The sequence below is a fragment of the Lactiplantibacillus sp. B652 genome (assembly GCF_023806745.1).
Classification (GTDB): Bacteria; Bacillota; Bacilli; order Lactobacillales; family Lactobacillaceae; genus Lactiplantibacillus; species Lactiplantibacillus pentosus.
The window spans coordinates 337,294-362,517 of sequence record NZ_JAMSKY010000002.1 but is presented as its reverse complement, the minus strand read 5'-3'; the positions used below and the strand labels follow the sequence as shown (position 1 = coordinate 362,517).

Below are 25,224 nucleotides of genomic sequence, written 5' to 3'. Positions count from 1 at the left end.
TTGTATTTAAAAGAAGCTGTGGCCTGAACCAGCCGCGATTCAAATCGTGACACGGTTACCAGGTGTAATAACGCGACACGATTTAGTATGGGAGCTGATTAGCGATAGTGATAATCAATGGCCTGTTTGATGAGGCAAAATCCGACGATCACGGCACCAAGCATTGGTAACGCCCAGGACCCGAGGTGCAAGATCAATCTGGGGGCCAGTAAACTCCCAATCACGGTACTAGTATCAATAATAGTGAGGACCCACATCATGAGTGCGTGGCGGTTGCTAGTGGGCATCTGCTGAATATGCGTAAAAAATTGAATGTTCGTTTGACTACGCAGGACGCCGAGCACCAGCATCATTGGTAGTAGCTGGTATAATGATGCACGCATGAACAGCAAGCAGATACCAGCTGATAACGTCAAAGTCAGTAATGTGTCTGGCTTACTTCGTCTGAAAACAACCGGCCCCAGCAAGATACCGAGTGCATTTGCCGTCAGTAGCCAACTTAATTGCCAGTGACCCTGAAGGTAGGTGACAGCAATCCAGGGAATACATACGGCAACAACAGCATCGATTAGATAACCGATGACCGCGTAACTTAATGCCCATTTAGGTAGCGCGACCGATCGATAGCTAGAATGCTTAGCTCCCTGAGGTGATGGGGCACTAGGGCTAACTTGAAATTGCCAGTCTAGCCAAGTTGAAAAGCCGAACGCACCACCCATGATCAGAATCAGCGTCGCGGGGTCAAGCCACAACAACGCACCCGTAATGATTGTGGTGGCACTAACAATTGCCAGCTGACGAATCTGGGTTTGATAACCGTTGATGGTTTTAAGCCGTGTGCTGGCAAATAGCTCCGGAAGCGCCGTTTTATTGCCAAGTTTATAAAAGACACCAATCGACTTATTGAGAATCGCGACCACCACTAATCCGGTAATGGTCCAGTTTCTAATTTCGAACCAGCCATAGGCACCAATAAACAGAAGTGCAGTCAAAATATCAGTCACAAACATAATCGTTTTTGCCGAATAGTGGGATAACACTTGGCCTGCCACCAAATTGAGACCAATCGCAGGTAACATCATTAAAGCCATGACGTGACCAAGTGTCTGTGGATTACCTGTCTTTTGAATCGTGAGCCAAGTGACCAGATAGTTGAATCCGTAAAAGCAAAAGAACGTGATGATCATGCTACCGAGATAACAAACCAAGTTGTGGCGGTCGCTGGCACTAGCGGTATCAAGCTGTTCCATCAGCTAATCACCACGGGTGTATGGGTCGGGATATTCTCGTACAACCACTTGGCATCGGCAATCGACAGGCGGATGCAGCCGTGTGAATTGGCCACTTTCCCGAGCTGTTCGGCTTCCGACTTAATATAGTGGTTATTTTCATCCACGGGTACCGAGTGAAAGAGGTAGATGCCGTGGTCTTTGAAGGAGACCCAATAATTGGCCCCCTCGCCGGACTGGGCGTTAAAGAAGTGTAGGCCGCGTTCCGGCTGAATCTCAAAGTGACCACGCGGTGTCTCAGAGCCTTGTTTACCCGTTGAGGCGCGCATAGTATAGAGGACGTGGTCGTTGTTTTTTAAATAAACGCGCTGCTGTTTGATTGAGGCTTGAATGTTCAAGTCGGCATAGTTGCTCAGCGTTGGATAGGCCTTGCGCATGGACGGCTGATGCCAGTCGATTTTGATCGGCGTCGGTGCCTTAGGCTTAGCAGCGGGCCGAGTCACAGCGATGGTTGATTTTGCCTGGACAGCGTGCTGATGATGGCTAATGAAGAGCTGTCCAAAACCAATCAAAATGGTCAAACTACTGGCTGCAATGGTCAGCCAAATGAATTGTGTTTCACGTGTTTTCAAATCGATTCCCCCCGCAAATGAACGATTGCATCATAATAATGTAGTTTACTCAGCGAACGAACGTTTGTTTATCAAAATTGTGTAAACTTTGCATATTGTTTGCGTAAAGTTTTGGCTGAGTGACGAAATGCTGATGGATTTCGGATGAAGCGGGGGACCGAATGTTAATGTGACGGGCTAACGCCGATGCTGAATGGCTTTTTACTGAGTCACTGATTGAATGACAATACTAAAAAGCGCATCAAGAATCAACGCGACTCTTGATGCGCTTAATTTCATGATAACAGTTTCGGTGTGGTCGCTTATTGTAAGCTGGCGACCTTGGCAACGATTTTTGCCGGTGTTTCCCATTCAGAACGTTCGAATTCAGAAACGGGGACTTCAATCCCTAATTGATTTTGGAGTTCCAATAAAAGTTGCACAGAACCCATTGAATCTAAGATGCCTTCATCAAATAAATTGGCATCCATATTACTTGAAACATCTTCCCCAGTTAGATCTTGTAAAATCGATAATACCGTTGCTTTAACATCGTCCATGATTAACATACTCCCCTTATTCATAATTAATGGAACAGTATCATCTTAGCATAGTTTGTAATCAGATGATGGTTAATTAGGGATGTTAACCAAATCTTTACAGGGTCAAACATTGAAGTTGGCGTGAATCAGCTCAGTCAAAATCTTGATACCCTGTTCGAAACGCGCACTCGATTCGTAAGAGAAACTCAGGCGAATGTATTGATTAGGCTGGAAGTCATAGATGCTACCAGGATTGAATAACACGTTATGGGCAGTCGCCAGATCAAAGAGCTTGGGAATGTTGATGCTGTCTGCCAAGCGTACCCATAAATAAAAACCGCCAGTCGGAGCTTGCCACGTGGCAAAGTCGCCCCAGTAATGGCGCAAAATATCTTGCGCGGTGGCGGCTTTCTGGGCTAAAACGGCTCGAAAATTGGCCTGATAAGTGTCGTATTCGGGGTCCGCAAGAATCTCAGCTAAGACCAACTGTGACAATGAACTTGCCCCGTAATCCGTTTGCATCCGCACATCCGTCAGTCGATCGATGACCGGTTGGGCTGCCACCGTCCAACCGATGCGCAGTCCGGGTGCCAGTGACTTTGAGATGCTGCCAAAATAAATCACATTGCCAGTCGTATCAAGTGCTTTCAACGGCTGTGGCGGTTGCTGTTCGAACCAAACGTCTTGATAGGCGGCATCTTCTAATATTGGCAAACGGTGTTCCTGAGCGGTTTGCAGGACTTGTTGGCGGCGCTCAGCACTCATCACGATGCCAGTTGGATTATTGAACGTCGGAATGGTGTAGAGAATGGCGTGCTGCCCGGGTGCGGGAGCGGCCATTTGCCAATAAGCTAGACCCTGATTATCCATCGGAATGCCTGCCAAGTGCGTGTGGGCGGACTGAAATACATGCAAGGATTTGACGTAGGTCGGCGCTTCGGTATAAATTGTCGCGTCCTTTGGAAATAGTGACATTGAAACGAGTTGTAGCGCTTGCAATGAACCGGATGTAATCAGAATATTTTCGGGTTGGGTCTTAATGCCGACCGTTTGTAAGTGGCGCGCGATTTGTTCCCGTAACGCTAAGATACCGGCTGGTTCGGTGTAATTGAGACTGGTGAGTCGCTCGCCCAGATGTGCGAAGGCCCGCTGAAAGAGTGGCCGCGGGAATTGTTCCGGTGCGGGTTCGCCGGTGCTCAAACGGATGACGGCGTCGGTCTCAAACTGGTTGATTTTTTGCAAGGCGTGGGAGTTGGGCTTGAATTGCCCGGCTTTGACGTATTGGGACCAGTTGACATGTTCGGCAAGGAGGCTGGACCAGTGATTCCCAGAAACGACCATGCCCGAGCCCGGATTGCTGGTAATCAGTCCGACTGCCATCAGCTCGTCCAGCGCGGTAATCAGGGTACTACGGTTGACACCAAACTGTTCCGCGAGTTTGCGTTGTGCGGGCAGTTTGGATCCGACTGCCCAGTTGCCGGTCGAGATTTGTTTCTGAAAATAATCAGTGATTTGTTGGTAAATTGGTGTGGTAGCTTGCTTATCTGGCTGCCAGTTAATCGTTAATACGGCCATAGACGGACCTCCTGTGTGTTCAAAAATAGCAGCTGAACCTATCCCTCAGAAACAAGTGCTAGTGGTTGGGCTAAAAAGCTCAAATTGGTTGGCTACAAATGAGATTATCTCTATTATAATCATCTCTGAATTAAAAGCCAGTCTAGTTTGGTCACTCAACTAATCATTAATTGGTTGGGATGATGACAGGATTGGCTGGTAACAGGGGGTAACTATGCAAGTCTTTTTACAAGGATTATTATTCGGTATCGTTTATATTGCACCAATTGGGATGCAAAATCTATTTGTGGTCTCAACGGCCATCGAGCAACCATTACAGCGGGCCTTGCGTGTCGCACTGATTGTCATTGCGTTTGATACATCACTGTCACTCGCATGCTTTTATGGCATCGGTAAGTTATTACAAACAACACCGTGGCTGGAATTAGCTGTGTTATTCGTCGGCAGTTTACTGGTCTTTTACATTGGTTGGCAATTGTTGCGGCAACCAGAAGCGGCGATGGACACACTCGATAGTGATTTTTCTTATAAAGCGGCGATTTTGACGGCGTTTTCAGTGGCGTGGCTAAATCCACAAGCCTTAATCGATGGGTCAGTATTACTCGCGGCCTTTCGGGTGTCGATTCCTGCAGCGCTGACGCATTTTTTCATTGCAGGCGTAATTATCGCGTCCGTTATTTGGTTTATCGGCCTCACGAGTTTGATCAGTAAATTCAAGCACCTGATGCGGCCACGCGTCTTATTGTGGATCAACCGTGTCTGCGGGCTGATTATTATTTTATACGGGATTAAACTACTCGCGAACTTCGTGACTAAAATATAGTTGCGGTTCGCTCAGACAATCGGTATGCTAGTCGTATTGGACTTTTAATGAGAGGGACGATACGCATGAAAATTGCTGGTTTTGGGGTGGAAGCTTGGCTGAACGCACATGAGCGTGAAGCGACCACCGATATTAGTCAAAGCTCGATTGCGGCCTTAACGATGGCTGAAATTGCCGCTTTGGACGACCAACAGGCACCACAGGAGTTTTACCAGGAGCTGGGGGCAGCGCGCCTGGATTATGGTTGGATCGAAGGTTCACCGGAATTCAAACAACTCGTCAGTACCTTATATGAACACGTCCCCGCGGACAACGTGTTACAAACTAACGGGGCAACCGGCGCCAATCATTTGGCCATTTACAGTCTGATTGAACCCGGCGACCACGTGATTGCGTTATACCCAAGCTACCAACAGCTATATGATATTCCCAAGTCGTTGGGTGCGACTGTCGATTATTGGCATATTCATGAATCAGCGGACTGGTTGCCAGATATTGAAGAATTGCAGCGCTTGATTCGACCTAATACCAAAATGATTTTGCTCAACAATGCGATTAATCCGACGGGGAGTTTATTGGACCGTGCACTCTTGGAACAAGTCGTGGCAGTGGCTCAGTCGGTTGGCGCTTACGTCTTAGCGGATGAAGTGTATGAACCGTTGGATGCGACGCCATTTGTCTCAATCGCTGATTTGTATGACCGTGGTATCGCGGTCAATAGTCTGTCAAAGACTTATTCGGTACCTGGCATTCGCATCGGGTGGACCGCAACGCCTAGTCAGGAAGTGGCCGATATTTTTCGCAAGTACCGCGACTATACCATGATTTCAGGCGGCGTCATCAATGACCAACTGGCGGTCCGAATCTTGCGTCATCGCGATAAGGTGCGCGTCCGCAATCAGGAACTAGTCGCACGGAACCTCAAAATCCTGACGAACTGGGTCGCTGATGAACCCCGGGTCGACTTGATTGCGCCACATAGTATTTCAGTATCGTGTATCAAGCTCAACATTCCAATTGATGACGAGACTTTTTGTCGTGAGTTGTTAAAAGATACTGGCGTTTTATTAGTACCTGGCTCACGTTTTGATATTCCCGGTCATGCCCGTTTGGGATATTGCACGGATACCACGACTTTGGAGCGAGGGTTGGCCTTGTTAGGCAATTATTTACGCCGATTCGATTAGGCCTGTTTTTTCGACTGGGTGTCTGGCGTAATTTACTGACGTCGGCAGGTCGGATGTACGAATAAACTTTAAGGCCGTATTTTTAGTGGTAATTGCCGGTCTAGTTCAACAGCTGCTGACTAGCGAAAATTCATAAATATACAATAACAAGCAAGCACATTTTCTGGTTAAACGCGGAAAATGTGCTTTTTGGCGTCACACGCGTAGTTTACAGCCTGAATATTTGGTATAATGTATTCACTAATACGATTTAGGGAGGTTCCGCGAGATGAAAAAGTCTGAGCGTCAAGCAGTTATTGCGCAACTAATTACTGAATATCCAATTGCCACCCAGGAAGAATTGATGGCCAAGCTCAAGGCGGAGGGTATCGCTGCCACGCAAGCGACGATTTCGCGGGATATCCGGGAGATGCAAATCGTCAAGACCCCGGATGAGCACGGCCAGACACGCTATGCGATTTTTAAGGCAAACAATAAAAATGAACAAGACCGCTTGTTTGAAACCTTACATGACGTGGTGACGAGCATTGATCGGGTCGAATTTATGAATATTATTCATACGCTGCCTAGCAATGGGAACTTGCTGGCAGCCATCATCGATGATTTAAATCTACCCGAAGTGAGCGGGACGCTAGCCGGTCATGATACGATTTTTGTCGTCAGTCCGAACACAACGGTTGCCAAGCAACTCTACGATTCATTTGCCAGTCACGTATCCAATGAGGACTAGTGGTGGACTAATTGGTTGCATCGATTAGCCGTTCACGCTATCATGTTAACATTGAAGAGGTGGGAAAGATGAAATATACCAAGAAACGGACGCCTCGAAAAAATCAAAAACAACGCGATGCGACATTTGATAAATTCAAACAACAACAGAATGAATTGAATGCCAATCGACGTGGCGTTCGGCGCAAATAGGCGCACATCAATCATAACAGTTGAGCTTTCAGGAGAATCTTAATGATTTTTTTGAAGGCTTTTTTCTTACTTACCTAATCACTAGTTGAGTGTGACGTTCACCTAAATCTCTGATATATTATTCGACATTAAAGATAGCTAAAACGTGCCAAGTCATAAGTTCAAAGGCAACCAGCTGAGACCCGCTGGAAACAGTGCGAGTTACCCGTAAACATGCAGTGATAGGTTCGTCCTAAGCCGGCTTCCAGGCATTCTGGGCAATGGCCGGAGCGTGGTGGGCACAGATTTAAGCCGACAGCCCACGTCTTAAATACTGGCCTTTCGTGTTCTATGCAATATAGCCGAAACGTGTTCGGGTCAGACTGGGACTTCCGGTTAGCTACGCCAGAACGCCAAGCGGAAGTTCGCCGCTTAACGCTCTAGCTAGGCTAATCCTCAGTCCCAACCCGTCTGAAACTCACACTCTAAAAGCACTTGGCCTTGCCCAGAACACCTTCCAGCCTGGGATGGTATTCGAAAGGCGGACATGTGCGGACCCAACCTTTTGTATGATTAGTCGTTGGTTCCATTGTACACGGTCATCTTGATATTTAAGTGTCAGACAGTTTGTTAACAATCGCTAAACTTTCTTACCCATGTTTTAATGTTTCGGATACACGGCTTTATTGAACTTGTCAGGACTTTTGCTAGTCGTCTGAGATAACAAAGTCTTGAACTTTAAGCGGCTGCATTTTTATCGACTAATTTGGCTAGTTGCCATTGAAATTTGTGGCATTGAGATAAGTAACTAATATTCAGGCAATCGTCTCAATAATTAAACGCTATAAGTCTTGCCGGATGCTATAAGTCTTTATCGATACCAACTAAAAGTTTGCCTGAAGGACCAGTCATCTCATAATCAGTGGTCAATTGCGCCAAGATAGGTGGCCGTTCATCTGCCATTCGAACGGCTTCCCGACCGGAGGGGCTGGCTGACAATGCTCAAGGGCGAAGTTCTTCTTGTCCGGGTGAATTTCCCGGGCTAGAAGAAGACTCGTATTTGAAATTGCGCAGCGAACTTCTGCGTGAGTTCAAATCGATGTCCGCCCTGTTCCAGCGTTGTCAGCCAGCGCCGGAGGTCGGACCATGGCGCTCACCGGCTGACTAACAAGAATCTAAACTGGCACGTTTTAGCCATGAATGGTCCTTAACCAATGACAAAAATTAACATTATTGAAGATTTTTTCAAGGTTCGTGCGAATTCTAGCCGGTTGAAGGATTTATGATACAATTGTAAAAGCTAACAAGTAACGTGAGTGGTCGTGACAGGGCCATTCGCTGAACAAGGGGAAGATTATGCAAAATAATGGTTTTTGGGCCACGATCAAAGACGGCTTGCGAGTCATTGGCCACTGGTTGGCACCATATTGGCGGCGGTTTGCTGCTGTGGTAGGCTATCAGTGGCATCGCCGCCAAGTGACACGGTGGTTGATTGTACTCGTTTTGTCGGTCATCTTAGTTGGGAGTGCCTACTTAACTTATGAAGCAAAAACAGCCAAAGTTGGCAATTTGCAAGCCGAGTTAGAAAAGACAACGGTCATTTATGATCAGGACAACAAGAAGGCCGGGTCGCTGTATTCGCAAAAGGGGACCTACGTCCATTTGAGTAGTATTTCGAAGAACTTGCAAAATGCGGTGATTTCGACAGAAGACCGGAACTTTTATAAGGAACATGGTTTCTCGATTAAAGGGATTGGCCGTGCGTTTGTCTTGTATGCCATGAATAAGATTTTGGGCCGCGACTACATCAGTGGTGGTGGGAGTACCTTGACGCAACAATTGGTCAAGAATGCCTACCTAACGCAACAGCAGACCTTTTCACGGAAATTCCGTGAAATCTTCTTAGCGATTGAGACTGAAAATGTCTATTCTAAGAAGCAAATTTTAACGATGTATCTGAATAACGCTTACTTTGGCCACGGGGTCTGGGGCGCTGAAGACGCATCGGAACGTTACTTTGGCGTGCACGCCTCTGAATTGTCGGTCGACCAAGCTGCAACGCTGGCCGGGATGCTGAGTTCGCCAAGCGGCTATGACCCAATCAGTCATCCTAAGGCGTCAACGGCGCGGCGGAACGTGGTTCTGAATAATATGGTCGAGAATGGCAAATTGACCAAATCAGAATATAACGTCTATTCGAAAAAGACGATGGCATTGACCAATAATTATCATTATGAAAGTGGCTATAATTATCCGTATTACTTCGACGCGGTCATCGATGAAGCCATTAATAAGTATGGGTTGTCGGAATCGGACATTATGAATCGGGGTTATAAGATTTATACGTCATTGAATCAAGATGACCAGACTCAGATGCAGGATTCGTTTAAGAACTCGGCCTTGTTTCCGGCGAATGCGGACGATGGGACTAAGGTCCAAGGTGCGTCGATTGCGGTCGATCCCTCCACTGGTGGGGTTCTTGCGGTCGTTGGTGGTCGCGGTAAGCACGTCTTCCGTGGCTTCAACCGGGCAACGCAAATTAAACGGCAACCGGGTTCGACGATCAAACCGCTCGCGGTATATACGCCGGCTTTACAAAATGGCTACACTTATGATTCGAAACTTTCTAATAAGAAGCAGACGTTTGGTGCTAACAAATATGCGCCGAAGAACTATGACAATGTTTATAGTAAGTCGGTGCCGATGTACACGGCGCTTGCTCAAAGTATGAATATTCCGGCGGTCTGGCTCTTGAATAAGATTGGGGTCAATAAGGGTTACCAATCCGTCAAGAAGTTCGGGTTACCCGTTACGAAGTCCGATGATAACTTGGCGTTGGCCCTCGGTGGTTTGACGACCGGGGTCTCACCAGAGCAGATGGCGAGTGCCTACACGGCGTTTGCGAATAATGGGAAGAAGACCACCGCCCATTTTATTACCAAAATTGTTGACGCCAGCGGTAATGTGATTGTCGATAATACGAAGACTAAGACCAAACGGCTGATGTCCGCCAGTGTCGCCAAAGAGATGACGAGTATGATGCTCGGCACCTACAATAGCGGGACCGGGGCGACCGCTAAGCCATACGGGTATTCAGTGGCTGGTAAGACTGGGAGTACCCAGGCCGATTATAGCACCGGTTCCGGAACTAAAGACCAGTGGATGATCGCCTATACGCCAGATATTGTCATGACCACTTGGATTGGGTTTGATACGACCAACAGTACCCATTATCTGAAGAGCTTGTCCGAAAACCAGCTGTCATCGTTAGTGAAGAATGAATTGCAAAACATTCTGCCGAATACGGCTAATACCAGTTTTGGAACCAAAGACGCGGCCACCTTGGCAACTGAAAATGATAATAATGATTCAGACAGTTCTGACAGTGGTTCTTCTGTTTGGGAAAACGTCGAGAAGGGCGCTAATGCCGTCAAAAATAAGGCGAAGGACTGGTTCTCGAAGGCCAAGAGCTTACTCGGTAACTAGTAAAGTCAGCAACCGAATAGACTAATGCTATTCAAGCACGGTCAAAAATGCTAAAATAATGACGACACATACTTTGAGGAGGAACTCACGATGGCCGTAAACATTTACGATACTGCGAACCAATTAGAACAAGAATTACGTCAAACGAAGGAATTTAAGGAATTAAAGGTCGCTTATGAGACAATGAAGACCAACGACAGCGCCTTTTCACTGTTTAAGGATTTCCAAGAAATTCAGATGCAACTGTCACAAAAGCAAATGAACGGCGAAGAATTAACGGATGAAGAAGTCCAAAAAGCCCATGAGCTAGCTGACAAAGTTGGTAACGTTGACGAAATTAAGTCCTTAATGGGTAAAGAACGTAACTTGAACCAATTGATGAATGATTTGAACCAAATCATCACCAAGCCCGTTCAAGATTTATACCAGAACTAAGTAAATTAAGGGTCGAGGGGCAATGACGGAATCAATTTCGTGATTGCCCCTTTTTCGTGGAGGGAATAATGAAATTTTTACACGCGGCAGATTTACATTTAGATACCCCGTTTCAAGGATTAAGCGGGGTCACGCCCGCATTACAGGAGCGGTTGGTCACAGCACCGTTGCGCGCCTTAACGCACTTAGTTGATTTAGCCATTGCCGAAAAGGTCGACTTTGTGCTGTTGGTCGGAGACTTATTTGATCAACAAGGCCAGAGTGTGCAGGCTCAAGTAGCACTGATGACGGCTTTAGAACGGCTCAACGACGTACAGATTCCGGTTCTGCTTTCTTTTGGAAACCATGATTTTCAGACGGACTTGTCACGCTGGCATTTTCCAGCTAACGTGCATGTCTTTGATGCAAGTGTTACCACGGTGACTCTGACGACGCGGGCTCAAGAACGGGTCGCGGTCAGCGGCTTTAGCTATTCACAGCGCTGGGTAACGACCGACGTCAGCGCCGACTACCCGACTAAGGACGCCACTGTTGATTACCAGATTGGGACCTTACATGGTCAAACCGGGACGGCGGGGGACCATTATGCGCCATTTAACGTCACGGAATTACTGTCAAAACACTACGATTACTGGGCACTTGGACACATTCATCAACGTCAAACACTGAATCAGCAGCCCCCAATCGTGTATTCGGGGAATTTGCAAGGCCGCCATCGCGGTGAGACCGGGCCCAAGGGGTGTTTGATCGTGACGAGTCAGGCAGATGGACAGCTGCAACCCAGCTTTCATGCGCTTACTGAGATTGAATGGATGGATTGGACACCGACGTTGGATGCCAAGACACCGCTTAGTCGGGCCGCACTGCAGCAACAATTGACCGATCAACTGATGGCGGCGATGACGACTGGTTTAAAACTCGTGACGATTGTGCTACCAGCGACACTTCAATTGAATGCACAAGCTGAATTGGCGTTGAATCAAGGTGCTTTATTGGCCCAACTCCAATCGCATACCGGTGAACATTGGTGGCCAGTCGGGATTACCCAACAAGCGGCACCAGCCGTCGCGCCATTGTTTGGCATCAACGCGACGACTTGGCAACGGGTCGGCCAGAATGTCGTCACTGACGAGCAGGTCGCCACACTCGCTGGCAAGTTATTAGACGAAGATTTCTTGAATACGGCGTTATTAGAGTCCACGACGCCTGCTGATTGGCAACAACGGGTCGCGCGACTACTGAACGACCAATATCACTTAACGACGGGAGGAACGGATGATGCAGATTAAACGGCTTGATATTGCCGGTTTCGGCAAGTTCCAACAACGTCAGTTTAGCTTTGGCGACGGGCTGCAAGTGATTTATGGCTTGAATGAGAGTGGTAAGTCCACCTTGCGCGCGTTTATTTTGGGGATGCTATTCGGGTTCCCGTCACGACGGCATCCGCTGGAACGCTACGAACCCCAGGGCACGAGCCAATATGGCGGTTCGATTGACCTGCTTGTTGATGGCACGACTTATCGCCTGACGCGGTTGGGTGAACAGCCAGCTACTTTGACGAATTTGACGACTCAGGAAGTCCAACCGATGGCGCTGCTAGAGAAGTGGTTGGCGCCCTATGACCGTGACCAATACTTACGCTTATTTACTTTTAATCAAGCTGAATTGACGGCACTTAAGACATTGCGCGCCAGTGATTTGAACGTGCAACTCCAACAAGTTGGGCTGGTGGGTAGTGCGCCGTGGCGCGAAACGGCGGCAACCTTGCGTGCGGATGCAGAAGCGTTATACAAGCCACGGGGCCGTAAACCAGAGTTAAATCAAGCGTTGCAGCGCTATCATTTGTTAAACGAGCAGGTGAAAACGGCTAAACAACGTTATCCCGAATATGAGGGCTTACAAAATCAATTAGCCGCGTTGCAAACGCAACAGGCGCAGGTCAACCGCCAATTATCAGACCTTGAACATCAGCAACAGCAACTGGCTAATTTACGTAATCAATGGCCGGTATATCAGCAATTAACCGCATTACAAACGAGTCAGCCGACCACCACCCTTGATGCGGCGACGGTGGCAACTTATCGCAAACTGAGCCAGCAACGGACTGACTTACAACACACCTTAGCGAGTGCGCGGCAACAGTTGAGCCAACAACCTGTCGATACGCAATCACAGGGATTAGTCGGATTCTACGTGCAACATCAAGCGCAGTTTGATCAACTTTCAGCGCAATTGCCGACCCTGCAACAGGCAGTTGGCCAGTATCAGGCACTCACGCAACAGGCGGCGACAGCCAAAGCCGATTTTCAAGCACAAAGCAATGCTCATCCCGAGTTGCTCGGGTGTTTGTCACCTCACAAGCAGGCGGCGATTGCGACGCTGAAGGCCACGCTGGCGGCCACGGCGAATACGCGAACGCAACGGACACCAAGTCCTTCGACGTCATCGCTTGACTGGCGCTTGATTGCCGGGGGCGTCGCGGTCGTTGCCGGCATCGGGTTGCCGCTGGGTGGCTTCAAATGGGTCCTCATGCTGATTGGGGTCGGCCTACTGGGCTGGTTCGGACTAGAGCACGCTTCATCTTCAGCACAAACTTCTGGGCAAACGGCGGCAGACCAATTGTCCGAGCAGTTGGTAGCGGCTGGATTGGCACCTGATTTAACGGCCAGTGATGCTTTGCAACAGCTGGACTTAGTGGGATCACTGCAACGTGCACAGGCCGCCGTTACGAATGCTGACCAAGCCTTGGCAGCGCAGGCCACCAAGTTGTGGCATGATATTCAGGCGTATCAATTTGCGCGGGACTGGTTACCAGTTGACGAACAGCACCTGGTTGAAAGTGTCACGCGAATCGCGGATTTTTACGACCACGTGCACCAGGTGATGCAGCAACAAACCATGGCGGGGCCTGATTTTGCCTTTGCCCAACGACAAGTTCAGCAGCTGACGACTCAGGTGCGGGCAGTGACTGAACAATTGCAACAATTGGCGACGACTCATGGTTTAGCGGATATCGACGCGTTAACGCAAGCGGTTGCTGACCAAGAGACGCAGGCGGCTAATGCAACCAGTGCTCAGCAGTTGGCCCAACAGTTGTCAGCGGCCGAACTGGCAGCGTTGCAACAATATGCAAGTTTGGACGATTTGCAAGCCGCCATTCTCAAATTGCGGCAGCAACGGTCCCAGATCGATCAACAACAGACCCAATTAGCAGCCGATATTGTGACCGCCCAGACTCAGCTGCAGCATTTGACGGAAGATGGTCGCTACGCAACTTTGCGGCAACAACAAGCCAACCTACAGACCGAGATTACGGTGATGGCCCGTCAATGGTTGACGCGGCAACTGGGAGCCAACTGGATCGACGCCTCATTAGAAGCGTTGACGCAGCAACAATTACCGACCGTTTTAGCTGCAGCAACCACCATTTTCGCGCAACTCACCGCACAGCGGTATAATGAGATTGACTTAAATGGTGATGAAATGGTCGTCAAAACCAGTGACACGTCCTTCATGGTCGCTGCGTTGTCAACGGCCACTAAGGAACAGCTATATTTAGCATTGCGACTGGCTTTGATTGACCATCTCGCAGAACAAGCTCAATTGCCGCTGATGATTGATGACGGCTTCGTTAATTTCGATGATCAGCGCAAACGGGCGGCTTGGCAGACCTTGGCCACCGTCGCGCGCCAGCATCAAGTGTTATACTTTACTAATGAGACGGCGGCTTTAACACAGCTGCCAACCGCGACCGTGCAGCAGTTAACCTAAGGGGGACAATATGGCAAAAAAATTATTTGACTATCAATTGGATGAAACAGTGGACGGCTATTTTTTGCTCAAAGATTCGGAAGTACGCATTGCCAAGAATGGTAAAAAGTTTTTAGCCATTAATTTCCAAGATACCTCGGGTGAAATTTCCGGAAAATTCTGGGATGCCAGTGATACCGACGTTGAGAATTTTCAAGCGGGGCGGATCGTGCACCTCAAAGGGAAACGCGAAAACTACCAGGGTAATCCACAAATTAAAATTCAACAGATGCGGCTGACCCATGCCGGCGAACCGCAAGAAGTGCAACAATTCGTCGAACATGCACCAATCAAAACGGACACGATGGCGGATGAAATCAACCAGTTCGTCTTTGGCATCACCGAGCCCAACTGGAATCGAATCGTGCGGCACATGTTGACTGAATTTCACGATAAATTCTTTAGTTATCCGGCAGCCAAGAAGAACCACCACGCCTTTGCTGGTGGCTTGGCGTACCATACACTTTCAATTTTGAAGCTGGCGAAGGCCGTTGCCGACCAGTATCCACACGTTAACCGGGCTTTGCTATACGCGGGTGCGATTCTGCATGACATGGGTAAAACGATTGAAATGTCAGGCCCCGTTTCCACGACCTATACGCTGGCCGGCAACTTGGTTGGGCACATCGTGTTGATTGATGAACAAATCGTTGAGACGTGCCAGCAACTCAAAATTGATGAGCAATCAGAATCCGTACTGGTCTTACGCCACACGATTTTGGCCCATCACGGGTTATTGGAATACGGCTCACCCGTACGACCGCATATTATGGAAGCTGAAATCCTCCACGACTTAGACGAATTAGACGCCTCAATTCAAATGATGCAAACGTCCATTGGCCACGCTGAACCGGGAACGTATACGGAGCGCATCTTCGCGATGGATGGCCGTAATTTTTACCGACCAACTGGCGACAAGACTAAGGGCGATTTGTCGGAAGATAATGACTGATTTTAACGGTGACTAATTGCTAGCCAGGGCGCTCTTTACACCTCGTTAAGATGGCGCCTGTCGCTTGATATTGATTGCAAACTAGCATAAAACGGCTTCTCGGATTTGTTTAAAAATCTGGGAAGCCGCTTTTTTGTGGCATACTGACATTTAAATATGATGCCGTTCAGCGTACGTCAATACGGTTAGTCGACTGAATACTTGAGCCAAACGGCATCGGAGTCAAACTGCCGAACACTTTTGAGGTGTAAGCTGATTGGTTGGTCACTCTTAGTCAACCCATCAAACACAGCGGTTTGCCCCGCACGGCCATCAACACCAGCCCCAATGAGCAGGCTCACTTCGTCGATTAATCCGGCTTCAAGCATCGAGCCATCGATGTGACCGCCGCCAACGACTGCGAGCCGTCGCACGTTAAACTCGTCTGCCACTACGGCCATGGCGCGCTTCAAGTCAATTTTAGTTTCACCCGTCGCAATCCAAGAGATGTGCTTGGAATCAAGATAATCGACATATTCTTGAGGGGCGGATGTGCTGACGATTAAAAGGTGCGGTCGACTAGCATTACGATCATCGTGCCAGCGTAAGGTGCCATGCGTATCAACAACAATCTCATAGCCAGCTGCTTCACGATTTTTCTGAAAAGCTTCGTGACCGATTGCCTGCGCGTTTGTCGCTTTGAAAGGCCCCGCTGCTAATTCCAATTGACCAGTGATTCGTCCACTCAAACGGCTGGGCGCATCCAGCGCTGCTAGACTAGCGTTATAGTCTTCAACGCCGCGAAGTTGGGCAGTCATGTTGCAGTCGATACGACCATCGACTGAGGTCATCATGTGGCAAATAATGTAAGGTTTATTCATGTTAAAGTTCGCTCCATTCATGGTTAAAATCTGAGGTTGCTTTCATCATAACTGTTAAAGTGTACTTTAACGCAAGTCAGTTGCTGGAGAAAAGACAATTATTTGCCACAATAACCGGCAATCGTGACGATTCGCACTCGCCTGAAATAAGGCAAGTCGTGTGGCTAGTATGTGATTAACATCAATTGAAGCTGAAATGGTGCCTCAGATGTGGCATTGATTGGGGGCGCTTTTTTGGAGGTGAAATCACGATTATAAAAATTTTTATTGTAATTCCTAAGCTAACATGATAAGTTATTACGAGTTATTAGTTATGGGACTCAACGATTATCAGGCTATTTGGTTCGTGAAATGGTTGATTAATTGGTGCGTTATGTGCAATTGGCAAGTTTACCAACTGATTGGTGCTTGCTGGCCTCAGATATTAGCCCAATTTGACTTGTCCATCAGGGGGACTCTATCGCGCGGTTCAAGTTTGACCCGCGGAATGGTGGGCTGTAAGCAGCTAACAACTGGCAACCGCACACAGCGAGAATTGCGGACCTAACTAAGTAATAGTTGAAAACAAAATAAGGGGAATTACGGGAAATGATGACTGAACACGAAGCCTATTTAACGACGTTCTACTGGCTGGCCGACAGCTGGGTGAACGATGATTATCTTGGCCTAGAAGATGAGTATGACTTGGATGAAATGAATGAATCTGTCGAGGATCTGCTGAATCAGATGCAGGCGGGGGCGGTTGGCACTCCGAGTGAAGATGATGCCTATTGGGCCGACTGGCAACGGGCGGTCACTGAAGTGCTCAAGCCGACGTCGGATGTTGAGAATACTTCAGTAACAACCGATGACGCATCAGAAGTCGTCTTGCCAACTTCGGTCCGTCCTGAACGCCAATTAGAAAATGTGCAAGCCTATGCGGCGATGAATGCCTTTTTGCAAAGACAAGCCAATGATGAGTACCTGCGTTTACTTGGGACTCGCGCGGCTGTTCAGGTGACCGGCGCCGGGTGGCAGATTTGGCAACGACATCGTCAAAGCATGCATCCCGAGGGTGCGCCTCAGACCTTGACGATGCGTCAGTTACGGGCAGTCGTGTGGGTATTCATCTCGCGGTATAACTTGAAAGATGATCCGTTTGATATTTATTCTTTGCTAAACGCCTTAGAGTCGTGGCAGGTGTCGGGTGACGCTGAATTGGATGCACAATGGCAACAAATCGTGGACGCTAGCGATGTCGATCCCCAGGCCATTACACTCGTGGAAGGACTCTCACTAGCCTTGCAATTGTTGGACCAAGCAAAATGGGATGGTGACCTGACAGCGAAGGTGACGCTGCAAAACAAGCTGACGCAGCGAACACTCGATGGCAAACTCAACGAAGAGACTGAGCGAAATTGGGTCTATGCATGGCAACATTGGGATTTAGCACAACCGGCGAACACTGAACAATGGGCGCGGCATTTTGATGCTGAATTCAATGATGAAGACGATGATGACGAGTCGCAAGAACAGCCAGCCTGGAAATTGGGCGCGAGCTACAGCACGGTTTTGATTGCGGTACGCTTAATTGCGTATGGCATGTTTCGGCCAGAGAGCGTTCCAGGCCTTGCCGCTGTTGGCATGTCCAATCAGGCGTTAGGTGCGATGGTCAGTGTTGGCATCGTCTTAGTGGCGTGGTTGATCACCGCGATTGTGATTACCATTGGAATCTGGGGCTGGCGGCAAATTCGCCGGTTGATTTTTTAGCCTAGTTTTTATTAATGACTGATGTATATCGGTGACCGCGGACTCGGCAATTAGGCTGGGGCTGCGGTCTTTTTTAATTATTTTAAATGAGTCGGCGTTTTAGGGCAGGACTGAAACGGGGCCCAGGCGCGGTGGTCGCAATAACAGTGCGATTTGATGACTGAGCACGGACAACGGTTATCTGTCGTGAGTGGCGTGAACAAAATGTGCCCACTTACTAGCTGTCGTTGGAGCGAGCGATCGTTTGTAGTTCCGAGATGAAATCCGGATCCAAATGCGCTGACTGCCGGTGATGGCCAGTCTGCGCAGGGGCGAGTGGCTGATAAAGCGTGGTCACATCTGGGATGAGGGGCTGATTGTTAAACAATTGCTGACCGTGAATTTTGACGGTCGACTTGAGGGTGCCAATCGTCAAAACGGCAGCGGCCCCGGTATTCAGGTAGACGCCACTATTCAGACTCGTATAGCCGGCAGTCGGATGTCCGACTAATGTCACGTGAGGGTTACGTTTCAGCGCCATAAGCGTGATTTCCGCGGCGCTGGCGGTCTGTTCGCCGACAATGACGGTAATGTGTTTAAAATAGAGCCGTTTAGGAGGTTGGAACGTCAGAGATTCTTGTCCTAAACTATCAGATAGGTGCCCGTGGTGCAGGGTTCGTGGAAAGGCTCGGCCGTGATTGTCGAGACCGGTGTAGAGCGTGCCATCGGGGATGATCGCGGCCAAACCGGCAATCATCGGTTCCGCTAGGCCACCCGTATTGTTGGCAAAGTTCAAAATTAGTTGAGATGCGGGACTGGCTTGTTTCAGCAGGGCTTGTAGGCGCTGCCAATATTGTTTTTGGATAGCTCGACGCTGACTAAAGAAGCCCGGCACGTTGATGAGTTTCAACCGATGATCCGTGACGAGACTTGGTAATTGATGGTGCTCGACCTGCTTGATGTTGCTAACAGCGAACGAATGCCGATTTGCGCGTTGAAGCAAGCGGCTCAATTGTGTGACCGAGGTAATTTGGCGTCCGTCGTCAGTTTGTGCGCGGATGGTTTGCCAACTCGCTCGGTCATTGATGATCCCCCGACGCGTCATCGCAGCGATTGCGGGTCGGGCGTCAAAGTGGGGCGACAAGCGTTGACTGGTGGTTAGCATCATAACGCCCATACAAGCTAGTAGGGTCCCAATAACCCGGAAAAGTTTACGTTTCATGTTTGGCGCCTCGTTTAGTCGGATAATTTAGTTGGCTGAAAGATTTGAACGGCGATGATGACCACCTGACCACTGATGAGAAAGGACGGGGCCTGGTTTGAAACACCATCACTTAAAGTGTTCTTTTGATCGAATTGAGGTCATTTAAAGTGTAAATCTCGTAACCGTGAGTTGCAATTAGAACGTCACGTTAGTTGAGCAGGTCTCTGCTTATTAAAATCAAAAACGAGTTATCCAGCAGTTGACTCCTAAATGCCGTGATAACTCGTTTTTAACTCATATTTAATTGATTTAAAATTCAGGTGATTATTTAAAGTTGTTACTCGTCCAACCCACGACCATTAACTATATCAGAGCAACCGTAACGCCTATGGAATCGTCGACGACTGCGCCAAGTCCGCTTCGAGTTGTGTTAAGAATATCGTGACCAAGTCTTTTTCCACCTTGTTGAGCTGGTGGCCTGATGGGTATGCGATAAAGTAATTCAGTGACAGCAAGTCTTGCGGTAGTGGCAGTAGATTGTAACGTTCGGGGTCCGGACGGGTGTGCACGCTGTCTGGGAGAAATGTCACGCCCAGTCCAGCTGTGACGAGCTTCGTGATGGTGGCCGTACTGGTGCTTTCAATGACGATATTGGGCGAAACGTTGTATTTTTGCAGCAAATAATCAACTTGTCGCCGAATTGAAGAACCGTGGGGCGAGAGCACGAGTGGGGCTTGTAGCAAGTCCTGGGTGGTGAGTGCGCCGGGGTTTAAATAGGCCTGATGCGGTTGATACCAAGTGACCGTGTTGGGAATAATGGCGTAATAGCCATCGCGGCCGCGGTCGAAGCTATCTAAACCGGGGGCAATCGTCTCTGGATTTTGACCAATCAAAAAGTCGAGTTCACCCCGTAACACCCGTTGCTCGTTGCGGGCCAAAATATCCTCGGTTAATTCAATCTTCGTGGTGGGGTGCGCCTTCAGAAAAGCGGGCAAAAACAACGGCAGCAAGTAGTTCCCCAGGCTCGGTAAGATGCCCAATCGTAGCAAGACTTGGTCTGCATGCGTATATTGGCGTAGTTGCTTGGTAAAAGCGGCCTTGTCATTTTCCAACGCCGTCAAATACTGGTAGTAGGTCCGACCGGCTGGCGTTAGTCGAAGTGGACTGACATCACGGTTGATGATTTTGACACCGAGTGTTTTTTCAACGTTGCGAATGCTTTGTGTCAGGTAAGGCTGAGAGATGTATAGGTCGCGGGCAGCCCGGGTAAAGTTGCCATGTTTTAAGAGGACGTCCAAAAAGCGGCGCATCTCGCTGGAGTCAGTTTTTGGCAAATGGACACCTTCCTTTCGAAAAAATGAGGACGCCGATTGCAACCCGCACCGTCACTGGTGACCATTTTTTCAGGACGTGTGGCTGACTAAAAGGGGCGTCAAAGGTGTCTTAAGTTTACCGCGAATGTTGGTTATAGTAAATTTGTTATAACGCGATAGATAAATAAATATTTCACAAGCGTGGCGCTTTCATTTAAACTAATCAGTATAAGCAATCGGTCAAGCTCAACTGATTCGAGGCATTGACCGGATAAAATGCCACTTACAAGTTACGATGGAAGGAACTGATATTATGAAGTTTGTCGGGATTGTCGGCACTAATGCGACCCAATCAACGAACCGTCAGTTATTGCAATACATGCAACGTCATTTTGAACAACAAGCCACGATTGAAATTTGTGAAATAAAAGATTTACCGTCGTTTAACGAACCGGATGACCGGGCCGCGCCAAGCACTGTACAACAGCTTTCCGATAAGATCAACGTCGCGGATGGGGTGATTTTTGCGACCCCTGAATATGATCATTCGATTCCCGCCGTTTTGAAGAGTGCGATTGAATGGTTGTCATACACGACACGACCACTGATCAATAAGCCGGTCATGATCGTCGGTGCTTCGAATGGCTCACTAGGAACGTCACGCGCGCAGGCCCATTTGCGGCAAATCTTAGAAGCGCCTGAACTGAAGGCGTTGGTCATGCCGAACGTTGAATACTTGCTCGGTCGGTCCTTGCAAGCCTTCGATGACCAAGGTAATTTGACGTATCCCGACAAAGTGCAAGAACTGGACAACGCGTTTGATGAGTTCGTAGACTTTGTCGATTTGACGACCAAGATTATGCCGTCCAGTCAATTTTTCGAAAAGAGTAAGCAATTTTCATGGAAACAAGTCACTGGGGAGGAATAGCCAAATGAAATTTGTTGGAATTGTGGGGACGAATGCCCGCCACTCATATAATCGGATGTTACTAGAATTCATGCAACGGCACTTTGCGGACCAAGCCGAAATTGAGATTCTCGAACTGACGGACGTGCCGATGTTTGATGAGTCCAATGACCAAACGGATAGTGACGTCATTCAGCAGTTTGCAACTAAAATCGAAGCAGCGGATGGGGTGATCATTGCCTCTCCAGAACACAATCATTCGATTCCTTCCGCGCTTAAAAGCATTATTGAATGGTTATCGTTCAAAATTCATCCCTTTGACGGGCAAGCGGTGATGATCGTCGGCGCTTCCTATAGTGTTCAAGGTTCATCCCGTGCCCAGTTACATTTGCGCCAGGTACTTGATGCACCCGGCGTTAATGCCAGTGTCATGCCAGGTTCTGAATTTCTGTTAGGTCGCGCCCAAACCGCGTTTGATGACCAGGGCAATTTAAAGGTTCAAGGAACCATCGACTTCTTGGATAGCTGTTTTGCCAAGTTCCAAAAATTTGCGGAAATCGTGGCTGAAATGAACGCACCGGAAGCCCTGAGTTTTAATCCTGGGACGTATGAAGTGACCGCGACTGGCCATAATGGCGAATTACCAATGCGGGTCACGTTGTCGGCAGACCGAATCGAAGACATCGAAATCGATACTAGTAGTGAAACTAAGGGGATCGCGGATGTCGCCTTCGAACGGATTCCTAAGGAAATTATCGACGGTCAAACGTTGGCAGTCGATGCAATCTCTGGCGCTTCGATTACTAGTCATGGGGTGATCGATGGGGTGGCTCGCGCCGTCAAAGAAGCGGGTGCTAATCCTGATGAATTGAAGAAACGCCGCGCGACTAAAGCCGTAGCCAAGCCCAAAGTTACCGAAGTCACGACGGATGTGGTCGTCGTTGGTGCGGGTGGCGCTGGTTTGACGGCCGCGGCCAAGGTCTTGCAAGCTGGTCATCAAGCATTAGTCTTGGAAAAGTTCCCAGCGGTTGGTGGTAACACCGTTCGAGCTGGTGGGCCAATGAATGCTGCTGACCCAGACTGGCAACGGCAATTTGCTGCTTTGCCAGGCGAAAAAAGGTCGCTACAAGAATTGACTGAATTGGATGAAGCCCAAATTGCGCCTGAATATCGGGCTGATTTCCGCACGCTCAAGCAACAAATCAAGACGTACTTAGCGGATAATGCTGACCAGACGGGGACCTTGTTTGATTCCACACTGCTACACCGCATTCAGACTTACCTGGGTGGGAAGCGGACCGATTTGAATGGCCAACAAATTTATGGTCAGTATGATTTGGTCAAAGAATTGACTGATAATGCACTGGATTCGGTCAAATGGCTCAAGTCAATCGGCGTCAAATTTGATGAAACGCAGGTCACAATGCCGGTCGGTGCGATCTGGCGGCGTGGTCATAAACCGATGGGCGACCTCGGCTTTGCCTATATTCAAACCTTGAAAGATTTCGTTGAAAAACAAGGTGGGACGATCATGACGGAAACGCCCGTTCAGAAACTGTTAGTGACGGATGGTCAAGTCCGCGGGGTCGTTGCGACCAACGCTGACCACGAACAGGTCATCGTGCATGCGGATGCGGTGATTCTCGCTTCAGGTGGTTTTGCGGCCAATACTAAAATGTTACAAAAGTACAATACCTACTGGACGGCCATCGACGACGATGTCAAAACGACCAATTCACCAGCCATGACCGGTGACGGGATTCGTTTAGGGACGAGCGTTGGTGCGGACCTGGTCGGCATGGGCTTTTCACAAATGATGCCCGTTTCTGACCCGAATACCGGTGAACTGTTCACCGGACTGCAAGTGCCACCGGCTAACTTTGTGATGGTCAATCAACAAGGTAAACGATTCGTGAATGAATACGGTAGTCGTGATGAATTGACGCAAGCCGCCATCGATAACGGGAGCTTGTTCTACTTGATTGCGGATGAGGCCATTAAGAAGACTGCTTACAACACGAGTCAGGCCAAGATTGACCAACAAGTTGCCGACGGGACGCTATTCCGGGCAAACACGTTGGCTGAACTGGCTGAACAGATTAAGGTTGACCCTGATGTGTTAACGAAGACGATCAGCGATTACAACCATTATGTTGATGCGGGTTCAGATCCAGAGTTCCACAAGACTGCTTTTGATTTGAAAGTGGAGGTTGCGCCATTCTATGCGACCCCACGGAAGCCAGCGACGCATCATACGATGGGTGGCTTGAAGATTGATACCGGCGCACACGTCCTTGATCACCAGGGTCAACCAATCGATGGGTTATACGCAGCCGGTGAAGTTGCCGGTGGGATTCACGCTGGTAACCGCTTGGGTGGTAATTCACTTAGCGATATCTTTACATTCGGTCGAATCGCGGCAGCAAATGCACTCGCTGACCACGAGACTGCAGTGACGGAATAGTTGAGTTTTACGGGTGCCTGCAACAACGGCCAGGCGTTAGTGTATAATCGACCTAGAAGTACCGAATTGAACGGGGGAGATTATCACATGCAAAAACCAATGCCAGTTGCGGTCACGAATATCGCCGGCAATATTACCCATCAGCCAGCCTACATGACGATCGTGTTAAATGATCATAAATATTCTACTGCGCGTAAGAAGACGCCTTTTATCCTCAAGGCGTTAAACGAAGGCGCGGCTGCACACGGGCGCTTGACGATCACGCCGAGTCGGCTGAGTTTGGCAGACGAACGTGGTCAGGTGTTTCAGACGCTTGCACCGACGTCAGCCGCGATTACGGACGTCCAACTAGGGCTATACCGGTCAATCGTGCGGCAGTTAGGCAATGGCGTGCGGATGAAAGCCCGTTATACATTGGCGGTGACGCTGATGACACCCAGCGCTAGCTATCAACTGTTAAACACTGATCTGGCAGTGATTGAACCACTGATTGCGTGGATTAAAGACTATCAACTCCACTTAACTGATTCGTTACAATTAGCCACCAGTGATTTAGACTGGCTGAACTTGACGACCGCACAGTTTGAAGCCTTGACGAAGGGCACCAAGTACTTCACCTGGCAACAGACGATTGGCGCGCATTGGTAAACCATCAAAAGAACTGAAGATATGGCGCTTACTTGCAGATTGAATTGCAAGTAAGCGCCATTTTTTGTTCAAAATGCGCCAGATGAGTCCCGTTAGTAACCATGCAAAATTGGTAGATTTAGTTCTTAGTGAGCCACTATGTTCGGATAATTTGTTAATGTACGGCCTGAAAATTGCTGGTTTATTTGAATTACCGATTGGATATTGGTACCATCAATCTGAACTATCGACCGTGAATGGTAGTCAGCATTATCAGCAGGTCAATCTCATTTTTGATGGCGTGAATTCATACTCAAAATTCGCATGATTAATAGCGATGACAGTCAACACGGTGGTAGCTAGAAGAATCGTTCGTGGTTGTTAAATCTGATACCAGACCGGTTGCCGGGCGAGTATCATCAATGAAGTCAGTGTATTTGGGGATACACAAATAATCAGTCACCTGGGTTCAAATACGGTGTCCTCGAGTTTGTGAAATCGGTGGCAGCTAGTGTCGATTGCGAGGATGTCGTTGCTGAATATTTGATTAGTGATGTTAGAAAATAAGCAA

Annotated in this window: 20 protein-coding genes; 13 read left to right on the top strand and 7 right to left on the bottom strand. The window is 48.5% G+C overall.

Going from position 1 to position 25,224, the window contains the following annotated elements; translation table 11 throughout:
• Positions 1–98: 98 nt before the first annotated feature.
• The 4 genes from MZO40_RS04375 to MZO40_RS04360 form a co-directional block, all read right to left on the bottom strand.
• Entirely contained in the window at positions 99–1,250 is a 1,152-nt protein-coding gene (locus tag MZO40_RS04375; RefSeq protein ID WP_105961903.1) for an MFS transporter, read from the bottom strand.
• Positions 1,250–1,861, bottom strand: coding sequence for a L,D-transpeptidase (locus tag MZO40_RS04370; protein WP_105961902.1), 612 nt, complete (start codon positions 1,859–1,861; stop codon positions 1,250–1,252). The genes MZO40_RS04375 and MZO40_RS04370 overlap by 1 nt, the downstream gene beginning before the upstream one ends.
• Positions 1,862–2,163: 302 nt before the next feature.
• A complete protein-coding gene (dltC, locus tag MZO40_RS04365) occupies positions 2,164–2,400 on the bottom strand; it encodes a D-alanine--poly(phosphoribitol) ligase subunit DltC (RefSeq protein ID WP_003638426.1) in 237 nt (78 codons plus the stop codon).
• A 105-nt stretch (positions 2,401–2,505) separates the two neighbouring features.
• Complete coding sequence (locus tag MZO40_RS04360) at positions 2,506–3,957, bottom strand: PLP-dependent aminotransferase family protein (protein WP_088769703.1); 1,452 nt, start codon at positions 3,955–3,957, stop codon at positions 2,506–2,508.
• 214 nt (positions 3,958–4,171) lie between these two features.
• Between MZO40_RS04360 and MZO40_RS04355 the strand changes: the two genes are divergently transcribed.
• The 9 genes from MZO40_RS04355 to MZO40_RS04320 all read left to right on the top strand — a co-directional run bounded on the left by MZO40_RS04355 (position 4,172) and on the right by MZO40_RS04320 (position 15,550).
• Entirely contained in the window at positions 4,172–4,780 is a 609-nt protein-coding gene (locus MZO40_RS04355; protein ID WP_050340006.1) for a LysE/ArgO family amino acid transporter, read from the top strand.
• A 65-nt stretch (positions 4,781–4,845) separates the two neighbouring features.
• Entirely contained in the window at positions 4,846–5,967 is a 1,122-nt protein-coding gene (locus MZO40_RS04350) for an aminotransferase (protein WP_105961901.1), read from the top strand.
• A 268-nt stretch (positions 5,968–6,235) separates the two neighbouring features.
• Positions 6,236–6,697, top strand: coding sequence for an arginine repressor (argR, locus tag MZO40_RS04345; protein ID WP_050340008.1), 462 nt, complete (start codon positions 6,236–6,238; stop codon positions 6,695–6,697).
• A 68-nt stretch (positions 6,698–6,765) separates the two neighbouring features.
• On the top strand, positions 6,766–6,888 hold the full coding sequence (locus MZO40_RS17380; RefSeq protein WP_003638431.1) for a hypothetical protein: 123 nt from the start codon (positions 6,766–6,768) through the stop codon (positions 6,886–6,888).
• A gap of 1,335 nt (positions 6,889–8,223) precedes the next feature.
• Entirely contained in the window at positions 8,224–10,353 is a 2,130-nt protein-coding gene (locus MZO40_RS04340) for a PBP1A family penicillin-binding protein (protein ID WP_050340009.1), read from the top strand.
• Positions 10,354–10,443: 90 nt separating this feature from the next.
• Positions 10,444–10,788 carry a YlbF family regulator gene (locus tag MZO40_RS04335; protein ID WP_050340010.1) on the top strand — a complete coding sequence of 115 codons (345 nt, stop codon included), beginning with the start codon at positions 10,444–10,446 and terminating at the stop codon, positions 10,786–10,788.
• 68 nt (positions 10,789–10,856) lie between these two features.
• Positions 10,857–12,077, top strand: coding sequence for a DNA repair exonuclease (locus tag MZO40_RS04330; RefSeq protein ID WP_252133123.1), 1,221 nt, complete (start codon positions 10,857–10,859; stop codon positions 12,075–12,077).
• The gene (locus tag MZO40_RS04325) at positions 12,064–14,559 is read left to right on the top strand and encodes an AAA family ATPase (protein ID WP_165861034.1); all 2,496 of its coding nucleotides are present in this window, start codon (positions 12,064–12,066) and stop codon (positions 14,557–14,559) included. Before MZO40_RS04330 ends, MZO40_RS04325 begins: the two co-directional genes overlap by 14 nt.
• Before the next feature lie 10 nt (positions 14,560–14,569).
• Entirely contained in the window at positions 14,570–15,550 is a 981-nt protein-coding gene (locus MZO40_RS04320; protein ID WP_021336329.1) for a 3'-5' exoribonuclease YhaM family protein, read from the top strand.
• A gap of 185 nt (positions 15,551–15,735) precedes the next feature.
• Here the strand turns inward: MZO40_RS04320 and MZO40_RS04315 are convergent, their stop codons facing one another.
• Positions 15,736–16,410 (bottom strand): dihydrofolate reductase family protein, encoded by a 675-nt coding sequence (locus tag MZO40_RS04315; protein WP_105961898.1) that lies wholly within the window; start codon positions 16,408–16,410, stop codon positions 15,736–15,738.
• Between the two features lie 588 nt (positions 16,411–16,998).
• Here MZO40_RS04315 and MZO40_RS04310 point away from each other — a divergent pair.
• On the top strand, positions 16,999–18,159 hold the full coding sequence (locus MZO40_RS04310) for a hypothetical protein (RefSeq protein WP_252133122.1): 1,161 nt from the start codon (positions 16,999–17,001) through the stop codon (positions 18,157–18,159).
• Between the two features lie 217 nt (positions 18,160–18,376).
• Here MZO40_RS04310 and MZO40_RS04305 read toward each other — a convergent pair whose 3' ends face one another.
• Positions 18,377–19,360 carry a S41 family peptidase gene (locus tag MZO40_RS04305; RefSeq protein ID WP_105961897.1) on the bottom strand — a complete coding sequence of 328 codons (984 nt, stop codon included), beginning with the start codon at positions 19,358–19,360 and terminating at the stop codon, positions 18,377–18,379.
• A gap of 368 nt (positions 19,361–19,728) precedes the next feature.
• Positions 19,729–20,676, bottom strand: a complete 948-nt coding sequence (locus MZO40_RS04300) for a LysR family transcriptional regulator (protein ID WP_252133121.1) — start codon at positions 20,674–20,676, stop codon at positions 19,729–19,731.
• Between the two features lie 292 nt (positions 20,677–20,968).
• Here MZO40_RS04300 and MZO40_RS04295 point away from each other — a divergent pair, with 292 nt between their 5' ends.
• From MZO40_RS04295 to MZO40_RS04285, 3 genes are all read left to right on the top strand, one after another.
• On the top strand, positions 20,969–21,583 hold the full coding sequence (locus tag MZO40_RS04295; RefSeq protein ID WP_252133120.1) for an NADPH-dependent FMN reductase: 615 nt from the start codon (positions 20,969–20,971) through the stop codon (positions 21,581–21,583).
• Positions 21,584–21,587: 4 nt separating this feature from the next.
• The gene (locus MZO40_RS04290; RefSeq protein WP_105961894.1) at positions 21,588–24,026 is read left to right on the top strand and encodes a flavocytochrome c; all 2,439 of its coding nucleotides are present in this window, start codon (positions 21,588–21,590) and stop codon (positions 24,024–24,026) included.
• Positions 24,027–24,113: 87 nt separating this feature from the next.
• Entirely contained in the window at positions 24,114–24,674 is a 561-nt protein-coding gene (locus MZO40_RS04285; protein ID WP_088769691.1) for a hypothetical protein, read from the top strand.
• The last annotated feature ends 550 nt before the right edge of the window (positions 24,675–25,224 follow it).